The organism is Martelella mediterranea DSM 17316 (assembly GCF_002043005.1).
Lineage (GTDB): Bacteria > Pseudomonadota > Alphaproteobacteria > Rhizobiales > Rhizobiaceae > Martelella > Martelella mediterranea.
The window spans coordinates 2847360-2865188 of the sequence record NZ_CP020330.1; the positions used below are offsets into that span (position 1 = coordinate 2847360).

17 protein-coding genes are annotated in these 17829 nt (G+C 60.9%); 3 read left to right on the forward strand and 14 right to left on the reverse strand.

Features of this window, described 5'->3' with window-relative positions; all coding sequences use genetic code 11:
* Positions 1–191: 191 nt before the first annotated feature.
* The 3 genes from Mame_RS13295 to Mame_RS13305 all read left to right on the forward strand — a co-directional run bounded on the left by Mame_RS13295 (position 192) and on the right by Mame_RS13305 (position 3235).
* Positions 192–899, forward strand: a complete 708-nt coding sequence (locus Mame_RS13295; RefSeq protein ID WP_018066473.1) for an outer membrane protein — start codon at positions 192–194, stop codon at positions 897–899.
* A 321-nt stretch (positions 900–1220) separates the two neighbouring features.
* On the forward strand, positions 1221–1925 hold the full coding sequence (locus Mame_RS13300; protein WP_018066474.1) for an outer membrane protein: 705 nt from the start codon (positions 1221–1223) through the stop codon (positions 1923–1925).
* Positions 1926–2083: 158 nt separating this feature from the next.
* Positions 2084–3235: an MFS transporter gene (locus Mame_RS13305; protein WP_018066475.1), complete on the forward strand. Its 1152-nt coding sequence runs from the start codon at positions 2084–2086 to the stop codon at positions 3233–3235.
* Here Mame_RS13305 and Mame_RS13310 read toward each other — a convergent pair whose 3' ends face one another.
* The 14 genes from Mame_RS13310 to Mame_RS13375 all read right to left on the reverse strand — a co-directional run bounded on the left by Mame_RS13310 (position 3236) and on the right by Mame_RS13375 (position 17778).
* The gene (locus Mame_RS13310; RefSeq protein WP_018066476.1) at positions 3236–3799 is read right to left on the reverse strand and encodes a DUF1349 domain-containing protein; all 564 of its coding nucleotides are present in this window, start codon (positions 3797–3799) and stop codon (positions 3236–3238) included.
* Between the two features lie 12 nt (positions 3800–3811).
* A complete protein-coding gene (locus tag Mame_RS13315) occupies positions 3812–4555 on the reverse strand; it encodes an SDR family NAD(P)-dependent oxidoreductase (protein WP_018066477.1) in 744 nt (247 codons plus the stop codon).
* 20 nt (positions 4556–4575) lie between these two features.
* Positions 4576–6066 (reverse strand): amidophosphoribosyltransferase, encoded by a 1491-nt coding sequence (gene purF, locus Mame_RS13320; protein WP_018066478.1) that lies wholly within the window; start codon positions 6064–6066, stop codon positions 4576–4578.
* Positions 6067–6119: 53 nt separating this feature from the next.
* The gene (locus Mame_RS13325; RefSeq protein WP_018066479.1) at positions 6120–6710 is read right to left on the reverse strand and encodes a CvpA family protein; all 591 of its coding nucleotides are present in this window, start codon (positions 6708–6710) and stop codon (positions 6120–6122) included.
* 66 nt (positions 6711–6776) lie between these two features.
* Positions 6777–8183 carry a DNA repair protein RadA gene (gene radA, locus Mame_RS13330; protein ID WP_018066481.1) on the reverse strand — a complete coding sequence of 469 codons (1407 nt, stop codon included), beginning with the start codon at positions 8181–8183 and terminating at the stop codon, positions 6777–6779.
* A gap of 24 nt (positions 8184–8207) precedes the next feature.
* Positions 8208–9374, reverse strand: coding sequence for an alanine racemase (gene alr, locus Mame_RS13335; RefSeq protein ID WP_018066482.1), 1167 nt, complete (start codon positions 9372–9374; stop codon positions 8208–8210).
* Between the two features lie 62 nt (positions 9375–9436).
* Positions 9437–10918: a replicative DNA helicase gene (locus tag Mame_RS13340; protein ID WP_018066483.1), complete on the reverse strand. Its 1482-nt coding sequence runs from the start codon at positions 10916–10918 to the stop codon at positions 9437–9439.
* A 245-nt stretch (positions 10919–11163) separates the two neighbouring features.
* Positions 11164–12099, reverse strand: coding sequence for an IS110 family RNA-guided transposase (locus tag Mame_RS13345; protein WP_079920699.1), 936 nt, complete (start codon positions 12097–12099; stop codon positions 11164–11166).
* Between the two features lie 329 nt (positions 12100–12428).
* Positions 12429–13055: a 50S ribosomal protein L9 gene (rplI, locus tag Mame_RS13350; protein ID WP_018062976.1), complete on the reverse strand. Its 627-nt coding sequence runs from the start codon at positions 13053–13055 to the stop codon at positions 12429–12431.
* Positions 13046–14032, reverse strand: a complete 987-nt coding sequence (locus Mame_RS13355; RefSeq protein ID WP_033409384.1) for a YybS family protein — start codon at positions 14030–14032, stop codon at positions 13046–13048. Before Mame_RS13355 ends, rplI begins: the two co-directional genes overlap by 10 nt.
* 188 nt (positions 14033–14220) lie before the next feature.
* Positions 14221–14469 carry a 30S ribosomal protein S18 gene (gene rpsR / locus Mame_RS13360; protein WP_018062978.1) on the reverse strand — a complete coding sequence of 83 codons (249 nt, stop codon included), beginning with the start codon at positions 14467–14469 and terminating at the stop codon, positions 14221–14223.
* A 29-nt stretch (positions 14470–14498) separates the two neighbouring features.
* Positions 14499–14936 (reverse strand): 30S ribosomal protein S6, encoded by a 438-nt coding sequence (rpsF, locus tag Mame_RS13365; RefSeq protein WP_018062979.1) that lies wholly within the window; start codon positions 14934–14936, stop codon positions 14499–14501.
* Between the two features lie 425 nt (positions 14937–15361).
* Positions 15362–16606, reverse strand: coding sequence for a hypothetical protein (locus Mame_RS13370; RefSeq protein ID WP_018062980.1), 1245 nt, complete (start codon positions 16604–16606; stop codon positions 15362–15364).
* A 509-nt stretch (positions 16607–17115) separates the two neighbouring features.
* Positions 17116–17778, reverse strand: coding sequence for a siderophore-interacting protein (locus tag Mame_RS13375; protein ID WP_235726782.1), 663 nt, complete (start codon positions 17776–17778; stop codon positions 17116–17118).
* Positions 17779–17829: the final 51 nt, after the last annotated feature.

The window sequence follows — 17829 nt, forward strand, 5'->3', positions numbered from 1 at the left end:
TTTGTGGATGCTCAAGCATCATTCTAAAACTTGTATCACTAAAATATAAAGTAATAAATTAATATAATTTACAGATAGTTGCGTTTTTATGATGTAAAAATCAGTTATATATGGGGATATAATTAAGTTTTAAACTTTACCTATATATATTTCTCTGTAATCATCTTCTTGAAGCAACAGGGGGCTTTCAAATGATCAAGAGATTGACGGTTTGCGCGGCGACGTTCCTGTCCGCCGCTGCCAGCCAGGCTGCGGATGTGGTGTTTACGCCGCCGCCTGTAAACGACGAAGTCATTGTGGTCGAGCGGACGGGTTTCAAATGGACCGGTTTTTATCTCGGCGCACTAGCGGGTTATCACTGGACTGATACCGAAGCCGATACGTGGCGGCTGGTGGACAGGGATTTCCAGCTCGACAACTGGCTCGCCGGCGGGTTCTTCGGGTTCAACTATCAGTTTGATAACGATCTGGTTCTCGGCCTGGAGGGTGAGTTCGACTATTCGGCCGGCGCCAATGACCAGACCCTTGATATCATTATTGCCGGCGTGCCCGAGGCCGGGACCGGTGATTTCGACCTCGGCTGGGGTGGTTCGCTAAGGGGCCGGCTCGGCTATGCCTTCGACCGCACGCTGGTCTACGCAACGGCGGGCGGCGAGGTGGCTACGGGCAGCGTGACCGGCAGCGTCCCGTCCTATTCACTGCACACCGGCGAAAAGGTGATGTTGGGCTGGACGGCCGGGGCGGGCATCGAGCAGGCGTTTACCGATCATCTGTTCGGCCGGCTCGAATACCGCTACTCCTATTTCCCGTCGGTCCATCATAGCTTTCGCTGGGACCCGGACTTCAGCATAAAGGCAAGCCAGAGCCTGCTGAAAGCCGGTCTTGGCTACAAGTTCTAGGCCCGACCGCTCCTCGCATTGGCCGGAAGTGCAGGGCGGTCGCGTCCTGCCGGTTGTTGCTGCCGGGTGTCTACTCTGGCCCGGCAGATTTGCGCCGCGATCGCGTCCGCACAGGCGAAGATCGATTTAAAGTAGTATATCAGGTTTTTTTTACTTAAGGTAGAGTTTATAAATTATTTTTGTTAATCAATAAGATAGATATGTATGTGTGCTTTTTATGTACCAGTGTCCGCTTTTCCGAAAATAATAATCTAATTTAAACTATACTAATGCACTCTATGCCCTACCTTTTAATCTGGAAGAGCAACAGGGGTGCATAAAATGATCAAGCGAATTTCAATTCTCGCGGCGGCGTTCGTGCCCGCCATCGGTGCTCAGGCGGCTGACGTGGTTTATACGCCGCCGGTCGTTGAGGATGTCGTTATCGTTGAACAGCCGGGCTTCACCTGGACCGGCTTCTATCTGGGTGCTGCCTTCGGCTATCACTGGACGCAGGCCAATGCCAATACCTACCGCCTCGTCGACAACAGTTTCGATTTCGACAACTGGGTCGGCGGCGCCTTCTTCGGCTACAACTACCAGCTCTCGAATGATGTCGTTGTCGGCGTGGAAGGCGAAGTCGATTACTTCGGCAACTCGGACGACCAGTCGGTTCAGGTGATCATCAGCGGTGCGCCGGAACCGGCGGTCGGCAAGTTCGAGCGCGGCTGGGCCGGTTCGCTGCGCGGCAGGCTCGGTTACGCCATGGACCGGACCCTGATCTATGCCACGGCGGGCGGCGAAGTTGCCAGCGGTAAGGTGGTAGGCTCGACAGCGCTTTATTCGCTCGACACCGGCGAACAGGCAATTCTTGGCTGGACCATAGGCGCGGGCATCGAACATGCCTTCAACGACAACCTGTTCGGTCGCATCGAGTATCGCTACAGCGATTTCCCGAAATACGACAAGAGCTTCAGCTGGGACCCCAATTTCAGCATGGATGCATCGCAGAGCGTCGTGAAGGTCGGCCTCGGCTACAAGTTCTAGCGCCGAAGGATCTGGATAATCAGGCGGATCACCGGGATCACCTGATTATCCCAGCTTTCCGATGAAATACGGTTGGCTGTCGCGCCGAAGGGCGGGTTGCGTGGCAGAGTGATCGGGCGATAATGTTTGCTCGTGAATCACTTGTCACAGGTCCTTCCTTGCCAAATCCGCTCACATTCCGGCTGCGGCTTGCCGCATTGGTTATCGGCGTCTTTCTGATCGGCGCCAATTCGTTCATCCTCAGCCCGATCCTGAGCGATGTCGCCGCATCGCTGAACACCACCGCCGTCCCGATCACCTGGTCGATCTCCGCTTTCGGCGGCGCGACCGGCCTTTCGGCGTTTTTTCTTTCGCGCGTGATCGATCGGTCGGATGCGCGGCTGGTGTTTTCAGCGGCTTTTGTCGTGATGGCGCTCGGCTTTATCGGCTCGGCGGCGACGCCGGTCTGGCAGGGGCTGGCCGCGGGTCAGGCGCTGGTCGGCGTGGCGACAGGCATCCTGCTGCCGGCGATCTATTCGGAGGCGGTGCGGATCGCGCCGGAAGGTCAGGGCGCGCGGTCTCTCGGCATTGTGCTGTCGGGCTGGTCCATTTCCCTTATACTTGGCGTGCCGGTCTCCGCGGCGCTCAGCGATATGCTGGACTGGCGCACCGCCTATTTCGCGCTCGGCGGCATAGCCGCGCTGCAGGCCGTGGCCTTCGCGATGTTCCGTCCCTCCCGGCCGGTTGAGCCAGGCCGCGCGAAGGGGCCGGCCAGACTTCAGGTGTTGCGCATTGTCGGGGTCCGCAGCCTGCTGGTCACCTGCCTGTGCTTCATGAGCGCCTTTTACGGCACCTATGCGCTGCTCGGCCACCATATGCGCGAAACGCTGGGCATCAGCGCCACGGCGGCCAGCATGGCGGCTCTGACCTACGGCGTCGGCTTCGGCATCGGCGGATTTGTCGCCCGGCAGGTGGACCGGCTGGGGCCGAGGCGGGTCTTTCCCTATTTTCTGGCGAGTTCGTGTTTGATCTACCTGATGCTGATCGTCGCAACCCAGACCTTCTGGACCTCGCTTCTGGCAACGCTGGTGCTGGGCTTCGTCAACCATTTCGGGCTGAGTCTCACCGTTCTACTGCTGGCGCAGAGCAAACCTGACGCGCGCGGCATGTTGATCGGCCTCAACATCACGGTGACCTATATCGCCGTGTTCTGTGGCCCTTTGCTGATGAGCGCGCTTTATGCGGCGGATGGTTTCGGCGCGGTTTCGCTGATGGCCGCCATCCTGGTCGCGGTCGCGGTCATTCTGAACTGGCGCATCCGCCGGATCTGATCAGTCGTGAAGTTGCCGCGCGATCGGCGGCCCGACCTCGAAGGCGCTGAAGCGGACGTTCAGCCCGGCGCGTTCCGGCGTGCAGGCGGTCATGCCGACAAGGGCATCGGCGGCCGGGAAGGGGCAAAGCCGCGCCATCTGCCATTTTCCGTCGCCGAGATGAAACTGGACACGAACGGCATCGTCATGCCGGGTGATCCGGATAGAAACCGGCGTTTCCGGCGTTGCTGAATGAAGCGGGATCACCGACCAGTCGGAGACATCGCGGGTCACGACCGTCGAAAAATGCATCAGGCCGTCAGTGAATTCGATCCCGGCCTTGATCCAATGGGTCCCATCGATCCGGAGCATGATGCCGGCCTGATCGTAAAGCGCCTGATAATCGGCGCTGACGGTGAGGCTGGCGGAGAAATCGCCGGTCACCGGTTCCAGCCAGGCGTGGCCGCTGTCACGGGTGAAGCCGTAGAAGGTCTCGCGCCAGAAATCGGTCGCCTTTTCGGTGACGAGCGTCAGCGTTGCCCCATCCGCGGACCACTCGGCCGGCTCGTTCAGCCATGTGCGCATCGCCCGGTCCCCTTATTGCGGCAGTTGATAGTCCTTGAGGCGGTCCTCGCGGACGGAGTAGAGCTTGCCGCTTTCGGTGAAATCGGGCCGCGTCAGCCCCACGATCTTTGCCGCAACCTCGCTTGGATGCGGCAGCGTCATCGGGTCCTCGCCGGGCGCTGCCTGGGCGCGCATCGCGGTGCGGGTGCGGCCGGGATCGACGCTGTTGACCTTGAGCCCGGTATGAGCGGTTTCGCCGGCCCAGGTGCGGGCCAGTGCCTCGACGGCGGCCTTGGACGCCGCATAGGGCCCCCAGAACGGGCGGCAGGTATGGGCGACGCCGGAGGACAGCAGCACCGCGCGCCCGGCATCCGACTGCGTCAGCAGCGGCTCCAGCGAACGGATCAGCCGCCAGGTGGCGGTCACGTTGACGGTCATGACCTGTTCGAACACCTTGGCTTCGACATGGGCGAGCGGCGAGACGACGCCGAGCACGCCGGCATTGGCGACCATGATGTCGAGCTTGCCCCAGCGCTTGAAGATCGAGCCGCCGAGCCGGTCGATAGCGCCCATATCGGCAAGATCCATCGGCACCAGCGTGGCCGAACCATTGCCGTCGGCCTTGATCGCATCATCGAGTTCTTCCAGCCCGCCGACGGTGCGCGCGCAGGCAATCACATGCGCGCCTTCGCTAGCGAGCGTGAGCGCGGTAAAATAGCCGATGCCGCGGGAGGCGCCGGTCACGACGGCCAGCCGCCCTTCGAGTGGTTTGGACATGGTATGCTCCGGAAGTGTTTTCAGCCGTTGCCGGCCAGAAGCTCTACTCTCGAAAACTCGCCCTCATGCTCCTTGTCGAGCAGCCGGGTCGGGTAATCGCCGGTGAACTGGTGATCAGTGAACTGCGGCAGCGCGTTGTTGCGCTTCTGGCCGCCGACTGCCTCGTAAAGCCCGTCGAGCGACAGGAATTGCAGCGAATCCGCGCCGATGAAGCGGCACATGTCGGCAAGCGTCTCGTGATTGTTGGCGAGCAGCTTGTCGCGGTCGGGCGTGTCGATGCCGTAATAATCCGGATAGTAGATCATCGGGCTCGCGACCCGGATATGCACTTCCTTGGCGCCGGCCTCGCGCAGCATCTGCACGATCTTCACCGACGTGGTGCCGCGCACGATCGAATCGTCGATCAGCACCACGCGGGCCCCGGCGATCACCGCCTTGTTGGCCGAATGCTTCAGCTTGACGCCGAAGGCGCGGATCTGCTGGGTCGGCTCGATGAAGGTGCGGCCGACATAGTGATTGCGGATGATGCCGAGTTCGAACGGAATGCCGCTTTCCTGGGCGTAGCCGATCGCGGCCGGCGTGCCGCCATCGGGCACCGGCACCACGACATCGGCTTCCACCGGCGCTTCCCTGGCAAGGTTGAAACCCATATTCTTGCGGGTCTGGTAGACATTGCGGCCGCCGACGATCGAGTCCGGGCGCGCGAAATAGACATATTCGAACAGGCAGAGCCGTTCGGGCTGTTTCAGCGCCGGCTTGCGGCTGTCGATCGAGATCGAGCCGTCGGGCTGGACTTCGCAGATCACCACTTCGCCGTTTTCGACATCGCGGATGAATTTCGCGCCGATAATGTCGAGCGCGCAGGTCTCCGAACAGAAGATCGGCTTGCCGTCGAGTTCGCCCATCACCAGCGGGCGGATGCCCGTCGGGTCGCGCGCGGCGATCAGCTTGGTACGGGTCATCGCGATCATCGAATAGCCGCCTTCCATCTGGCCGATGGCATCGATGAACCGGTCGGAGGAGGTCTTGGCGCGCGAGCGGGCGATGAGGTGCAGCACCACCTCGGTATCGGAGGTCGACTGACAGATCGCGCCGTCGGAGATCAGCTTGCGCCGCATCGACAGACCATTGGTGAAATTGCCATTATGGGCGATCGCGATGCCGCCGACGCCGAGTTCGGCAAACAGCGGCTGGACGTTGCGCAGCACGGTTCCGCCGGTGGTCGAATAGCGCACATGGCCCATCGCCATCGAGCCGCCGAGGCTCTCCAGCATGGCGGGATCGGTGAAGTGATCGCCGACGAGGCCGAGATGGCGTTCGGAGCGGAACTGCTGGCCGTCATAGGAGACGATGCCCGCCGCTTCCTGGCCGCGATGCTGAAGCGCATGCAGGCCAAGCGCAGTCAGCGCCGCCGCATCGGGATGGCCCAGAATGCCGAATACGCCGCATTCCTCATGCAGCGTATCGTCATCAATGCTGAAATCGTCGCTCACGTCAAAACTGGTGCTCATCATCTGGTCCGGATAAGGCGGGGCAGGGCGGTCCGCTGTAAATTCATATCGACTTATATAGTCTCGGTCGAAGCCTGTACATCGGGCGGAAGGATCACAATCGTCTTACCATCGATTTCGGCCACCACGCGGCCTTGCGCGGGCACAAGATAGGTCTCGATCTCTTCGCCGCCCGGCAGAAGGGCCTCGAGCTTGTCGGCCAGTATATCGAGCAGCGGCTTGGACTTCGCGTTCCTGATCCAGTCCGGGCTCTGCGCGTCGCCGACCAGCCAGTTCCAGAAGGCAACCGCGACGGCCAGAATGAGAACGCCGCGCAAGAGGCCGAAAACGAAACCCAGCGAACGGTCGAGCACGCCGACGCGACTGTCGATAATATAGTCGGCAAATCGCGTTGTAACCAGCGAAAGAAGCAGCAGCGCCACCAGAAAAATAATGGCGAAGGCGGCAGCCATCGCCAGACGCGGGTCGCTGAGCAGGTTTTGAAGCATCGGCGCGAGATAGGGATAGCCGAGATAGGCGATCACGGCGGACAGGCCCCAGGCCAGAAGCGCCAGGATCTCGCGGGAAAGACCTCGGACCATGGCCAGAAGCGCGGAAAACAGAACGACCAAAACGACGATCAGGTCAAACAGGGTCACTGGCATTCATTGCTCCGCTCGTCTTTCGGCCATGCCTGCGGCCAGATTCTGGTTGGATCGACGCCGGAAACCTCAAAAATCGCCGTCGTCATTCGTACGCTCCACCATTTTTCCGCCCGCAATCTCAGCTACAAGCTCCGGTAGAGTCTCGAATCCTTTTAACCCGTTTCCCGTGACTGTTGCAATTTCAACCGTGCCGGCCGGAAGAACGGCACTGGAAAAGCCGAGTTTTGCGGCTTCTTTCAGTCGCTGAACGGCGTGGGCGACGGGTCTGATCGCGCCGGACAGGCTGATTTCGCCGAAATAAACAGAATCAGCGGGCAGGGCAAGGCCGGCCAGCGACGAAATCAGCGCCGCCGCCACCGCGAGATCGGCGGCCGGCTCGGTGACGCGATAGCCGCCGGCGACATTGAGATAGACATCGTGATTGCCGAGCCGGACGCCGCAATGGGCTTCCAGCACGGCGAGAATCATCGAAAGCCGTGCCGAATCCCAGCCGACCACCGCGCGTCGCGGCGTGCCGAGCGAGGTGGGCGCGACCAGCGCCTGAATTTCCACCAGCACCGGGCGGGTGCCTTCCATGCCGGCGAACACAGCCGCGCCCGGGGCCTTCTCGTTGCGTTCGCCGAGAAATAGTTCGGACGGATTGGCGACCTCGCGCAGGCCCTTGTCGCCCATTTCGAACACGCCGATCTCATCGGTCGCGCCGAAGCGGTTCTTGACGGTGCGCAGGATGCGGTAGTGATGGCCGCGCTCGCCCTCGAAATAGAGCACGGCATCGACCATGTGCTCGACCACGCGCGGCCCGGCGATTTGGCCTTCTTTTGTGACGTGGCCGACCAGCACCATGGCGGCGCCCGTCTGCTTGGCGAAGCGGATCATCGCCTGCACGCCGGTGCGCACCTGTGTCACCGTGCCGGGGGCGGCTTCCGCCATGTCGGACCAGAGCGTCTGGATCGAATCGATGATCACGAGGTCGGGACGATCACCGTGGGCAAGCGTTGCCAGAATGTCCTCGACATTGGTTTCGGCGGCCAGCATCACCTTTGTGTCGGCCGCGCCCAGCCGCTTTGCCCGAAGCCTGACCTGCGCGATCGCTTCTTCGCCGGAGACATAGATGATACGCTGGTTCTGACGCGAGAGAGCGGCGGCCGCCTGCATCAGCAGCGTCGACTTACCGATACCGGGATCGCCGCCGACAAGCACCGCAGAGCCGCGCACGAAACCGCCGCCGGTCACCCGGTCGAGTTCGGCAATCCGGCTCTGGACGCGCGGCGCTTCCTCGCTTTCGCCATCCAGCGGAACGAGGGCGACCGGACGGCCCTTCTTCGGGGAGCGGGCAGGCCCGCCGCCGATGCCGGCGGTCGGATTTTCCTCGACGATGGTGTTCCACGCGCCGCAGGCATCGCAGCGTCCGGACCAGCGCGGCGTGACCGATCCGCAATTCTGGCAGATGAACTGGGTTTTCGGTTTGGCCAAGGTCTCGTCTTTTCGGGAGCGGTTTCAGTCCGGCTGGATATAACGGCGGTTATAGCGCAAGCCAAGGGAGGTCAGCAATTCATACCCGATCGTGCCCGCCGCCGCCGCTGCGTCGTCCAGCGCGATATTGGGGCCGAACAGCTCGACATAATCGCCGGCCCTGACCGCGCCTTCGGGCAGATCGGTAATGTCGAAAATTGTCATATCCATGGTGATGCGGCCGAGGATGGGCACGCGATGACCGGCTATAAAGCCCATGCCGCCTGAAGGAACGGCGTCGCGCAGCGGCACGCCGGTGCCCGATTTGGCGCGCAGATACCCATCGGCATAGCCGGCCGAAACGATGGCGAGGCGGCTTTCGCGGTCAAGCTGCTGGGTCGCGCCATAGCTGACATTCTCGCCCTTTTTCGCAAACCGCGTCTGGATGATTCGGGCCTCGGCGGTGGCGGCCGGTTGCAACTTTTTCGATGCGCCCGGCGCCGAATCGCCGCCGTATAGCGCGATGCCCGGCCGGGTCAGCTCGAAATGATAGTCGGCGCCGAGCAGGATGCCGGCGGAGGCGGAAAGGCTGGCCTCGACCCCTTCGAAGGCGTTTGCGACATCGCGGAAGCGCGCCAGTTGCTCGCGGTTCATCGGCGCTGCCGCATCATCGCCGCAGGCGAGGTGGGAGAGCACCAGAACCGGCGAAAAACTTGCCGGCCTGGCGTCATCGGCGGCCAGCCGCAGCGCCTCGTCATGGGAAAGGCCGAGCCGGTTGAAGCCGGTGTCGACCTGCAGCGCGCAAGGATAGTCGCCATAATCGGCGATCGCGGCGAAGAAGAAGGCGAGCTGTTCCTCGCTCGCCAGCACCGGCACGAGGCCGTTTCCGAAAAACATCGCCTCGGTGCCCGGCCACATGCCGGAGAGCACGAAGATGCGGGCGTCTGGCGCGAACCGGCGCAGGGTCGCGCCCTCTTCGGGAACAGCGACGAAGAAATCCGCCGCGCCCGCCTCATAAAGCGCCTCGCCGACATCCTCGATGCCGAGCCCGTAGCCATCCGCCTTTACGACTGCGCCGGTGCGGGCCGTGCCCGAGAGTGCGCGCATGGTCCGCCAGTTGCTGACGATTGCCGAAAGGTCGACCGTCAGCCGGGCAGGGGCGGCATCGAAACCGATTTCGGTCTCCATGAATTCATTCGAATATTCAGTCATGAAACTGCCGTTCGTTGCGTTGTTACGGCATGTATAGCGCGTTTATCGCGTCTGACACAGAATTATTCGTCAAAACTTGAATAGGATGGATCCGCCAGATCGGCAAAGCGGGTATAGGCCGCCTGGAAGGCGAGGTTGGCCGTGCCGGTCGGTCCGTGACGCTGCTTGGCGATGATCACGTCGGCGGTGCCCTTGACCTTGTCGAGCTTCATCTTCCACTCGTCATAAGCAGGGTCATCAGGATCGCGCGGCTCGAGATTCTGGACGTAGTATTCCTCGCGGTAGACGAACAGCACCACGTCGGCGTCTTGCTCGATCGAGCCCGATTCGCGAAGGTCGGAAAGCTGCGGGCGCTTGTCCTCGCGGTTTTCCACCTGTCGGGAAAGCTGGGAGAGCGCGATGATCGGCACGTTCAGTTCCTTGGCGAGCGCCTTCAGCCCGGTGGTGATTTCGGTCACCTCCTGCACGCGGTTCTCGCCGGATTTTTTCGAGCCGGTCATGAGCTGCACATAGTCGACCACCAGCACGTCGAGCCCGCGCTGACGCTTCAGCCGCCTTGCGCGCGCGGAAAGCTGCGCGATCGAGATGCCGCCGGTCTGGTCGATATAGAGCGGCACTTTCTGCATGGTCTGCGAGCAGGCCACCAGCTTGTCGAAATCCGCCTCGGTGATGTCGCCGCGACGGATCTTGGAGGAGGACACCTCGGTCTGCTCGGAAATGATACGGGTGGCGAGCTGCTCGCCGGACATTTCCAGCGAGTAGAAGGCGACGACGCCGCCCTGCTTGGCCTCGATCGTGCCGTCGGGCAGCACTTCGGGCTCATAGGACGAGGCGACGTTCCAGGCGATATTGGTGGCAAGCGAGGTCTTGCCCATGCCGGGACGACCGGCAAGGATGATCAGGTCGGAGCGCTGCAGCCCGCCCATCTTGGCGTCCAGCGTGGCGAGCCCGGTGGAGATGCCGGAGAGGTGGCCGTCGCTCTCGAACGCCTTGCCGGCCATGTCGATCGCGATCGATACGGCGTTCTCGAAGGTCTGGAACCCGCCCTCGTAGCGGCCGGTTTCGGCGAGCGCGAACAGCTTGCGCTCGGTCTCCTCGATCTGTTCGGACGGCGGCATGTCGATCGGCGCGTCATAGGCGGTGTTGACTACGTCCTCGCCGATCTCGATCAACTGGCGGCGGATCGCCAGATCGTAGATCGTGCGGCCGTAATCCTCGGCATTGATGATGGTCACGGCTTCCGCCGCAAGGCGCGCCAGATACTGCGCCACCGTCAGGTCGCCGACCTTGACGTTGGCGGGCAGGTGGGTCTTGAGCGTGATCGTGTTGGCGATCTTGTCCATGCGGATCGTATCGCCGGCAAGCTCGTAGATCTTGCGGTGGAGCGGCTCGTAGAAATGCTCGGGCTTCAGAAAGTCCGAAACCCGGTAGAAGGCCGAGTTGTTGACCAGGATCGCGCCCAGAAGCGCCTGCTCGACTTCCAGATTGTTCGGCGCTTCGCGTTGCGGTGCGGCGGCTTGGAAGGATGGCGCAAGATCGTTCATGGTGACTTTCCGGAGGTTGGGTGACCCAAGCATAGACGAATGAAGGCGGAGTTGAAGGCCCGACGTGGTTCTCAACACCAATTCACAGGTCATGAAAATAAACGTCGTCTTTCAGCGCCGCAGCCTTGACATGATTCGTCGCCGACACTCGATGAAAATGATACACCCGCAGGCCGGAAAACGAAAAACCCGGCCTTTCGCAAGACCGGGTCGGTATTCTCACTGGACGGCCCATCAGCGTGTCATCAACTCTGTTGGATGACTTTCTCTGTGAACCTTGCATTGAGGGTCACGACGATTTTTCGCATGACTGCTGCGATCGCGACGATTGGCTTTTTGCCGGCTTCGACAAGGCGCTTGTAGAAGGCGGCGAACTCGCCCCTTCCGCGGGCGGCCTGCATGGCCGGCATGAACAGGATGGTGCGCATGACGGGTCTGCCGCCGCGCATTCTCCGGTAACCGATCTTGTTGCCGCTCTCGTTTGGGTGCGGCGCCAGGCCGGCCAGCGCCGCCGCCTTCTTTCGATCCAGCGTCCCGAGTTCGGGCATTGTGGCGATCAGGGCGGCGGCGGTTGTCTCCGCGATGCCGGTCATCGCCATTGCGATGCTGGCCCTGGCTGCAAAGGCTTCGCTGCGCATGAGCATGCGGATTTCCTTGTCGAGCAGCGCGATCTGGCGATTGATGGCAGCGAGCATGGCCTTGAAGGTGACGGCAAGTTCACGTCCGCCCGGCGCCATGGCGCGGTTTTGCTCGGCGACCCTGATGGCGACCAGATCGGCGCGGCGGCGCACAAGGGCCTTGAGCCTTGCCTCTTCAGGGTTTTCAGCCTGCCACAGGGACAGGCTTGCCCAGCGTTCCATGCCATAGGCGACCATTTCCCGGGCATCGATCGCATCGCTCTTGCCGACCCGTCCACGCGAACGAATGAAGGCCTTGAGCCTGCGCGTATCGGCCCGGTGAACGGCAAGGCCGCGCCGCAGGCACTCTTCGATCAGGACGGTTTCATACCCGCCGGTGGGTTCGCAGATGACCAGATCTGCCTCGCAGTTTCGCAGGAAGCGACGAATATCCCTGCTGCGATTGGCGATGACGGTGGCCGGACCGCCGCAGGAAACGGCGATCGTGTCCTTTGCAACGTCGCAACCAAGACAGATGTGCGGAGGGTGATGCAAAACGACCATGGCGATGCTATCCTTTCAAGGCATGCTTGGGATTGTTTGCGGGCGTGGCAATCAGCGGCCCAATCAACTCTTCAAGCGGTTGCTCGGTGCAACAGTGACCTTGATGACAGCGGGTATTCCACCCAATGCTCGGACGGTCGGCTGTTGCAGCAGCTGCGGGCAAGCCAACGGCCCGCAGCTGCATCACAACAATAGCGCAGATCCGACAAACAATGCTCGGGCTTGACCCGAGCATCCAGGCCACACGGAAAACGCGGCCTGCACCCTCGGGTCAAGCCCGAGGGTGACGCCCCAAGTGTGGGGCGAGCCATGCGGCAAGGCCAAAAGCCTTACTTGTCTTCTTCTTCGCCGGCTTCCTCGGAAGCTTCCGGGGCTTCTTCGGTTTCCTCGTCCAGATCGTAATCGGCATCCGGGTTGAAGAAGTCTTCCGGGCGCAGCGCGTCCTCGTCGACGCCGTAGATCGCGTCGGCGGAGGTGAGGTCTTCACCCTTGGCCTGGCGCTCGGCTTCTTCCTTGGTGCGGGCGACGTTCAGCTCGATCGAGATCTCGACTTCGGCATGCAGGTGCAGCTCCACATTGTGCAGGCCAACGGTCTTGATCGGGGTGTGGAGCACGACCTGGTTGCGGCCGACATTGAAGCCTTCCGCGGCGAGGATTTCAACGACGTCGCGGGCTGCGACCGAACCGTAGAGCTGGCCGGTTTCGCCGGCGGCGCGCACGGCGATGAAGGACTTGCCTTCGAGCACGTCGGCAACCTTCTGGGCTTCGTTCTTGCGCTCGAGGTTGCGGGCTTCGAGCACCGCGCGCTCGGCCTCGAAACGGGCCTTGTTGGCGGCGTTGGCGCGCAGCGCACGGCCGGTCGGCAGCAGGTAGTTACGCGCATAGCCATCGCGAACCTTAACGGTTTCGCCCATCTGGCCAAGCTTGGCGATGCGTTCAAGCAGGATTACGTCCATGGTTCATTCCTTTCATCATCATCATTATTGGTGGGCGCGCCCGGTGAAAGAGCGATCGCCCGACGCGTGTCGAGAAGGCCCATGGTGATGAATACCAGGGCCGGGAAGGTAAAGATCAGCGAGAGGTAGGAGAGAATGATCACCGGCACGGCCCAGCTCTTGCCGCGGGCGGCAAGATGCATGCGGGCAAGGCCGGAAAGCAGGAACCCGCCGCCGAAGGCGCCGAGGCAGGCAGCACCAATCAGTCCGATCGTGCCGCCGAAGAAGGTCGCGACGAGGGCCGCCAGAAACACGAAGATCGCATTCGTGCTCATGCGCAGCGCTACGGCCACATCTTCGCGCGGACGGTTGGAAAGCCCGGATGCGATGGCGATGCGGCTGGCGAAATGGAAGGCGACGAACAGCAGGATCACCGAGGTCGCGCCCTGCACCATCGGCAGCAGCAGGGTGAACATGCTCTTGAATTGCGCGATCACCGCCGCGTCGCCGGCCAGTTCGGGGTTTTCGGCGGTCAGCGCCGCGGCGAAGGCGTCGATGATCTGGCCGGTGGTCTCCGGGCCGTAGCCCGCGACCGCGCCGACCACGATCAGCGCCAGCGTGACGGCGGCGCAGAGATGCATCATGATGTCGGCGAGCGGATACCAGGCCATCTGGCCTTCCGGCCCGCCGATCTCGGTGGCCGGGCGGGCGAGATTGCCGAGATGGCTGAGCCAGCCGGCCGGGATCAGCGTGACAGCCAGCGTATAAAGCGCGAAGAACGGCGAGGCGAGCGCAAGGCCAAGCGCGCCGGCAACCACGATGCCGACGATCGCGGGCAGGAGGCCATAGCCGAGACCGGCAATCAGGATGGGAAGCGCGGAGGCGGCGGCAAGCAGCGTCGAAAACAGCACGGTGACGCCGGCGGCATAGGCAAGCGCGAAGGCCGCGACGCCGGAAAGCGCACCGATCAGCAATGTTCTTGCGTTAAGCGTCTTCATCTCGCTGTCCTGCCGTTCAAGCAGTTAGGGAAAGCCTCGTTTCCCAACCTGGGTCTATTTTTCGGCTGCTGCGCGCCCACCGCGCCGGAGCCAATCCCTCATGCGTCATGCTCGGGCTTGAGCCAAGGATGACGCGGAGAGTGCGGAAGGCGAGGGGCATAGCCTCCCGCCTTCCATAAGCATAAACCTTACGAAACGACGTAGGGCAGAAGGCCGAGGAAGCGGGCGCGCTTGATGGCGCGGGCCAGTTCACGCTGCTTCTTCTGGCTGACGGCGGTGATGCGCGAAGGCACGATCTTGCCGCGTTCGGAAATGTAACGCTGCAGCAGACGTACGTCCTTGTAGTCGATCTTGGGCGCGTTGGCGCCGGAGAACGGGCAGGTCTTGCGACGGCGGTTGAACGGGCGACGCGTCGGGATAGAAGCGATGGCTACCATTTTCTTGATCCTTTATCTCGTAAACGCGATTAGAAGCGCGGGCGGCGTTCGCCGCGGTCGCCGCCGCGATCGCCACGGTCACCGCGATCACGGTTGTCACGGCCGCCTTCGCGTCCGCCGTCACGGCGGGGACGGTCGTCGCGGTCGCGCTTCTGCATCATCGCCGACGGGCCTTCCTCGTGCTCCTCGACCTTGATGGTCATGTAGCGCAGGATGTCTTCATTGATGCGCATCTGGCGTTCCATCTCGTGGATCGCGGCAGCAGGTGCATCGATGTCCATCAGCGCGTAATGCGCCTTGCGGTTCTTCTTGATGCGGTAGGTGAGGGACTTCAGGCCCCAGTTTTCGATACGGCCGACCTTGCCGCCGTTTTCCTCGATCAGTCCCTTGTACTGCTCGACGATGGCGTCAACCTGCTGGGCCGTGATGTCCTGGCGGGCCAGGAACACGTGTTCGTAAAGTGCCATTGATATTTGCCTTTCTTGCGTTTCCAGGACCCGGAATTCGGCGGCTAAGCCTCAACGACTGCTCCTGAGGGGAAACCCCGGCAAGAAAAGCGTTAGACGAGACGGTCGAGAGCGGCGACACGGGAGGCAGGCGCTTTTACCGCGCCAGGCATTTCCGCCACAGCGAAAACAGCCCTCCGTTCAGCCACCAGCCTGAAGACCGGACCTTTGGATGAGCGGCTTATACGGATTTTCGGGCGGAATGCAAGGGGGGGTGGAGTTGGCGGGGTGGCGGGGAAATCAACTTCGTGACTCCATATCGCAGGATCGCTCCAGTAGTTGATGCTCCCCGCAATCTGCCATTTCGTCTGCACAGAATTTCCGTAGTCTTGTTCTAAAAATACGGACCTCACAATACTAGTATTAGACCGTGTTAGCTATCGCCGCTACATCGTCCACACTTTCGCCTCTCGCAGATAACTAGGAACTTCATGGTCACGTGCTGCTGGATGATTTTCCAGTATCATTCGCAACGTACGCACAGCATCAAAGGCTTGGATGATTAAATTTCTCTGTTCGGCGACATATTTTTGGTCGAAATCATTTTCTTCTACTGTGTGTGCCGGTTTCTGACGTATTTTGCGAACCGCTCGGAAGTTGCTAAACATCTCTGCCGTCCCTGTTGGTTCTGCTGGTCTGAATTTCTTCCTTGTCCACTCTTCAAGGAGTTGAATCGTGCCTTTCGGCTGCGTGACTCGGTTTCCATCTTCGTCGGTCAAGTTTCGATTGAGCTCCAGGTCACCCTTAAAGAAATCTCGGTTCAGGTCGTCGCTCAATAGCTGATCAAGTAGCAATGCAAATTCGCGAAATTCTTTCTTTGTGGGCCTTATCAATATCCCGAACCCGCTTATACGTTTCGCCTCGGTTCGGAAAAGTTTGGGCTTTCTCATGAGTACGCAAATCTGATTGATTTCGATTTTCTCTTGCAAAAATGCATTATAAATTGATATTCGTTCAGGGAATTCTCCCATGATTTGGGTTCGGAAAAAGTCCGGATGCAATTTATAATTGCCGGGCAGCTCATGTTTCTGCATTTCGATTTGTAGTACCTCGGGCAAGTCGTGCAGGTATCGTAGAAAGGCAGCCATCGCCCGATGCATGTCTTCATCATACGCAAAGCCGAATTCAAAAAACTCCAAGCCGTCTAGAACTACTGCGCGGTCTGCTATCTGCGTACCTTCCTTCTGTAGGATTCGCCCGTGAATATCGTCGACATCAAAGTCAAACCGAGGATCATTTCTATACCACTCGAGGGCACGCAGGTCGAACGCTCGGTAGCTGAGTTGGGGCGCACCTTCCTTAAGGGCTCGGGTGAACGGTGCCGTCTCGCTGGCCCCCGCTTTTCGCTCTTTGAGCAACTCTGGGGAGGGATAGAGACAGCCTTCAAGACCGTCGGCCTCAATTTTTCTGAGTTGCACGTCGATCGGTTCCGCCGGGAAAGCCTTGATATGGGGATTGGGATGTCGGTCGCCACGCACCAAGTCCAACCTACTCTCGGCTATTAGCTCGCGAATAGCTTCGACATCACTAACGTTTGCTAACGGGAACACACCTAGACCGTTGAAATCACCGGACCCTAGATATTGGGATACTACCTTCTCCAAAATAGCGTTCTTGCGGTCAGCGCACATGGTCCAAATCCATTTTCACTGTGGTTTGCTAATTAATGCAGATACGGCTGATGTTCATCGGCAATGCCAAACCATTCTCCGCGCAAAGACCACGAATCACAGACCCTCCAGAGTACAGTGTCACCTGATTGTGAATGCCCCCAAATTCACGTTTTTTGTTGAACAACTCAACGGTCTTTACGGCCCGAAAACTATTCTTCTCGCGGCCAGCGCGAAAGTCAATTTATCTAGTTTGGAATCGAGGCGAGACAGCAGTACGTTGAGAACAATTAAGACTTACTTTGATGAGGAGCGCTTTAAGCAAAAGCACACACATGCATGTGTATGCCGCAAGCAACACCGAAACGTGGAACGTCACAAGCGGCTTTTGGGAAGCGGCCCCATCGCTTCGGCTGGCGTCGATAATGTAGAGGAGGTTGATGATACAGAAGCCGGTGTCATTGCTGCTCGGCACATCGGAATAGCCGCAGCGATGCTGATGGTCTTGTGCCACAGTGCCGCCTTGTACCTCACCCCACCGCCGTCTCCGCATCCGCCCGTTTCACCACCCGATGCTGATCCTCCCCGAGCCCCTGTTTCCAGTAGCTGGAAATATAGAGCTGGTCCGGCCCAAGCCCGCGTTCCTGCCTCAGATACGCCCGCACACGCCGCATGGTTTCGAATTCGGCGGCGCACCAGGCGTAGACGCGGCCCGTTCGCCAGGGGAGCGCGCGGACGAAGGTTTCGAATTTTTGCGGGTGATGGCCGGGTTCGGGGTTGATGAGCCAGTGCAGGGTGACGCCGTCGGGGTGGGGGAGGTCCTGGCGGTCCGCTTCGCTCTGGATCTCGATCACCGCGTCGCCGACGGCATCGGCGGGCAGCGCCTCCAGATTGACGGCGATGGCGGGGAGCGCGGTCATGTCGCCGAGGACGAGATACCAGTTGGCCCCGGGCGCAAGCGGCTTGGCCGGTCCCGGTCCGCCGACGGTGATCGTCTCGCCGGGCTTTACGGTCTGCGCCCATGACACGGCCGGTCCGCCGCTGCTGTGGTCGCCGTGGAGCGCGAAATCGATGTCGAGGGCGTCCGCCGTCTGGCGGCGGATCGTGTAGGTGCGCACCAGCGGCTTTTCATCCGGGCCGGGCAGCATCAGCTTCACATAGCCGCCGTCCTGCTGAAGGGGGAACTCTGCCATGGCCGGCCCGCCAAGGGAAACGCGGCGCATGTTCGGGGTGATTTGCGCCGT

Coding starts and splice junctions, on each gene's coding strand:
- Mame_RS13295 (WP_018066473.1), top strand. CDS start 192: ATGATCAAGAGATTGACGGTTTGCGCGGCGACGTTCCTGTCCGCCGCT.
- Mame_RS13300 (WP_018066474.1), top strand. CDS start 1,221: ATGATCAAGCGAATTTCAATTCTCGCGGCGGCGTTCGTGCCCGCCATC.
- Mame_RS13310 (WP_018066476.1), bottom strand. CDS start 3,799: ATGCGCACATGGCTGAACGAGCCGGCCGAGTGGTCCGCGGATGGGGCA.
- Mame_RS13315 (WP_018066477.1), bottom strand. CDS start 4,555: ATGTCCAAACCACTCGAAGGGCGGCTGGCCGTCGTGACCGGCGCCTCC.
- purF (WP_018066478.1), bottom strand. CDS start 6,066: ATGAGCACCAGTTTTGACGTGAGCGACGATTTCAGCATTGATGACGAT.
- Mame_RS13325 (WP_018066479.1), bottom strand. CDS start 6,710: ATGCCAGTGACCCTGTTTGACCTGATCGTCGTTTTGGTCGTTCTGTTT.
- alr (WP_018066482.1), bottom strand. CDS start 9,374: ATGACTGAATATTCGAATGAATTCATGGAGACCGAAATCGGTTTCGAT.
- Mame_RS13340 (WP_018066483.1), bottom strand. CDS start 10,918: ATGAACGATCTTGCGCCATCCTTCCAAGCCGCCGCACCGCAACGCGAA.
- Mame_RS13345 (WP_079920699.1), bottom strand. CDS start 12,099: ATGGTCGTTTTGCATCACCCTCCGCACATCTGTCTTGGTTGCGACGTT.
- rplI (WP_018062976.1), bottom strand. CDS start 13,055: ATGGACGTAATCCTGCTTGAACGCATCGCCAAGCTTGGCCAGATGGGC.
- Mame_RS13355 (WP_033409384.1), bottom strand. CDS start 14,032: ATGAAGACGCTTAACGCAAGAACATTGCTGATCGGTGCGCTTTCCGGC.
- rpsR (WP_018062978.1), bottom strand. CDS start 14,469: ATGGTAGCCATCGCTTCTATCCCGACGCGTCGCCCGTTCAACCGCCGT.
- rpsF (WP_018062979.1), bottom strand. CDS start 14,936: ATGGCACTTTACGAACACGTGTTCCTGGCCCGCCAGGACATCACGGCC.
- Mame_RS13370 (WP_018062980.1), bottom strand. CDS start 16,606: ATGTGCGCTGACCGCAAGAACGCTATTTTGGAGAAGGTAGTATCCCAA.
- Mame_RS13375 (WP_235726782.1), bottom strand. CDS start 17,778: ATGGCAGAGTTCCCCCTTCAGCAGGACGGCGGCTATGTGAAGCTGATG.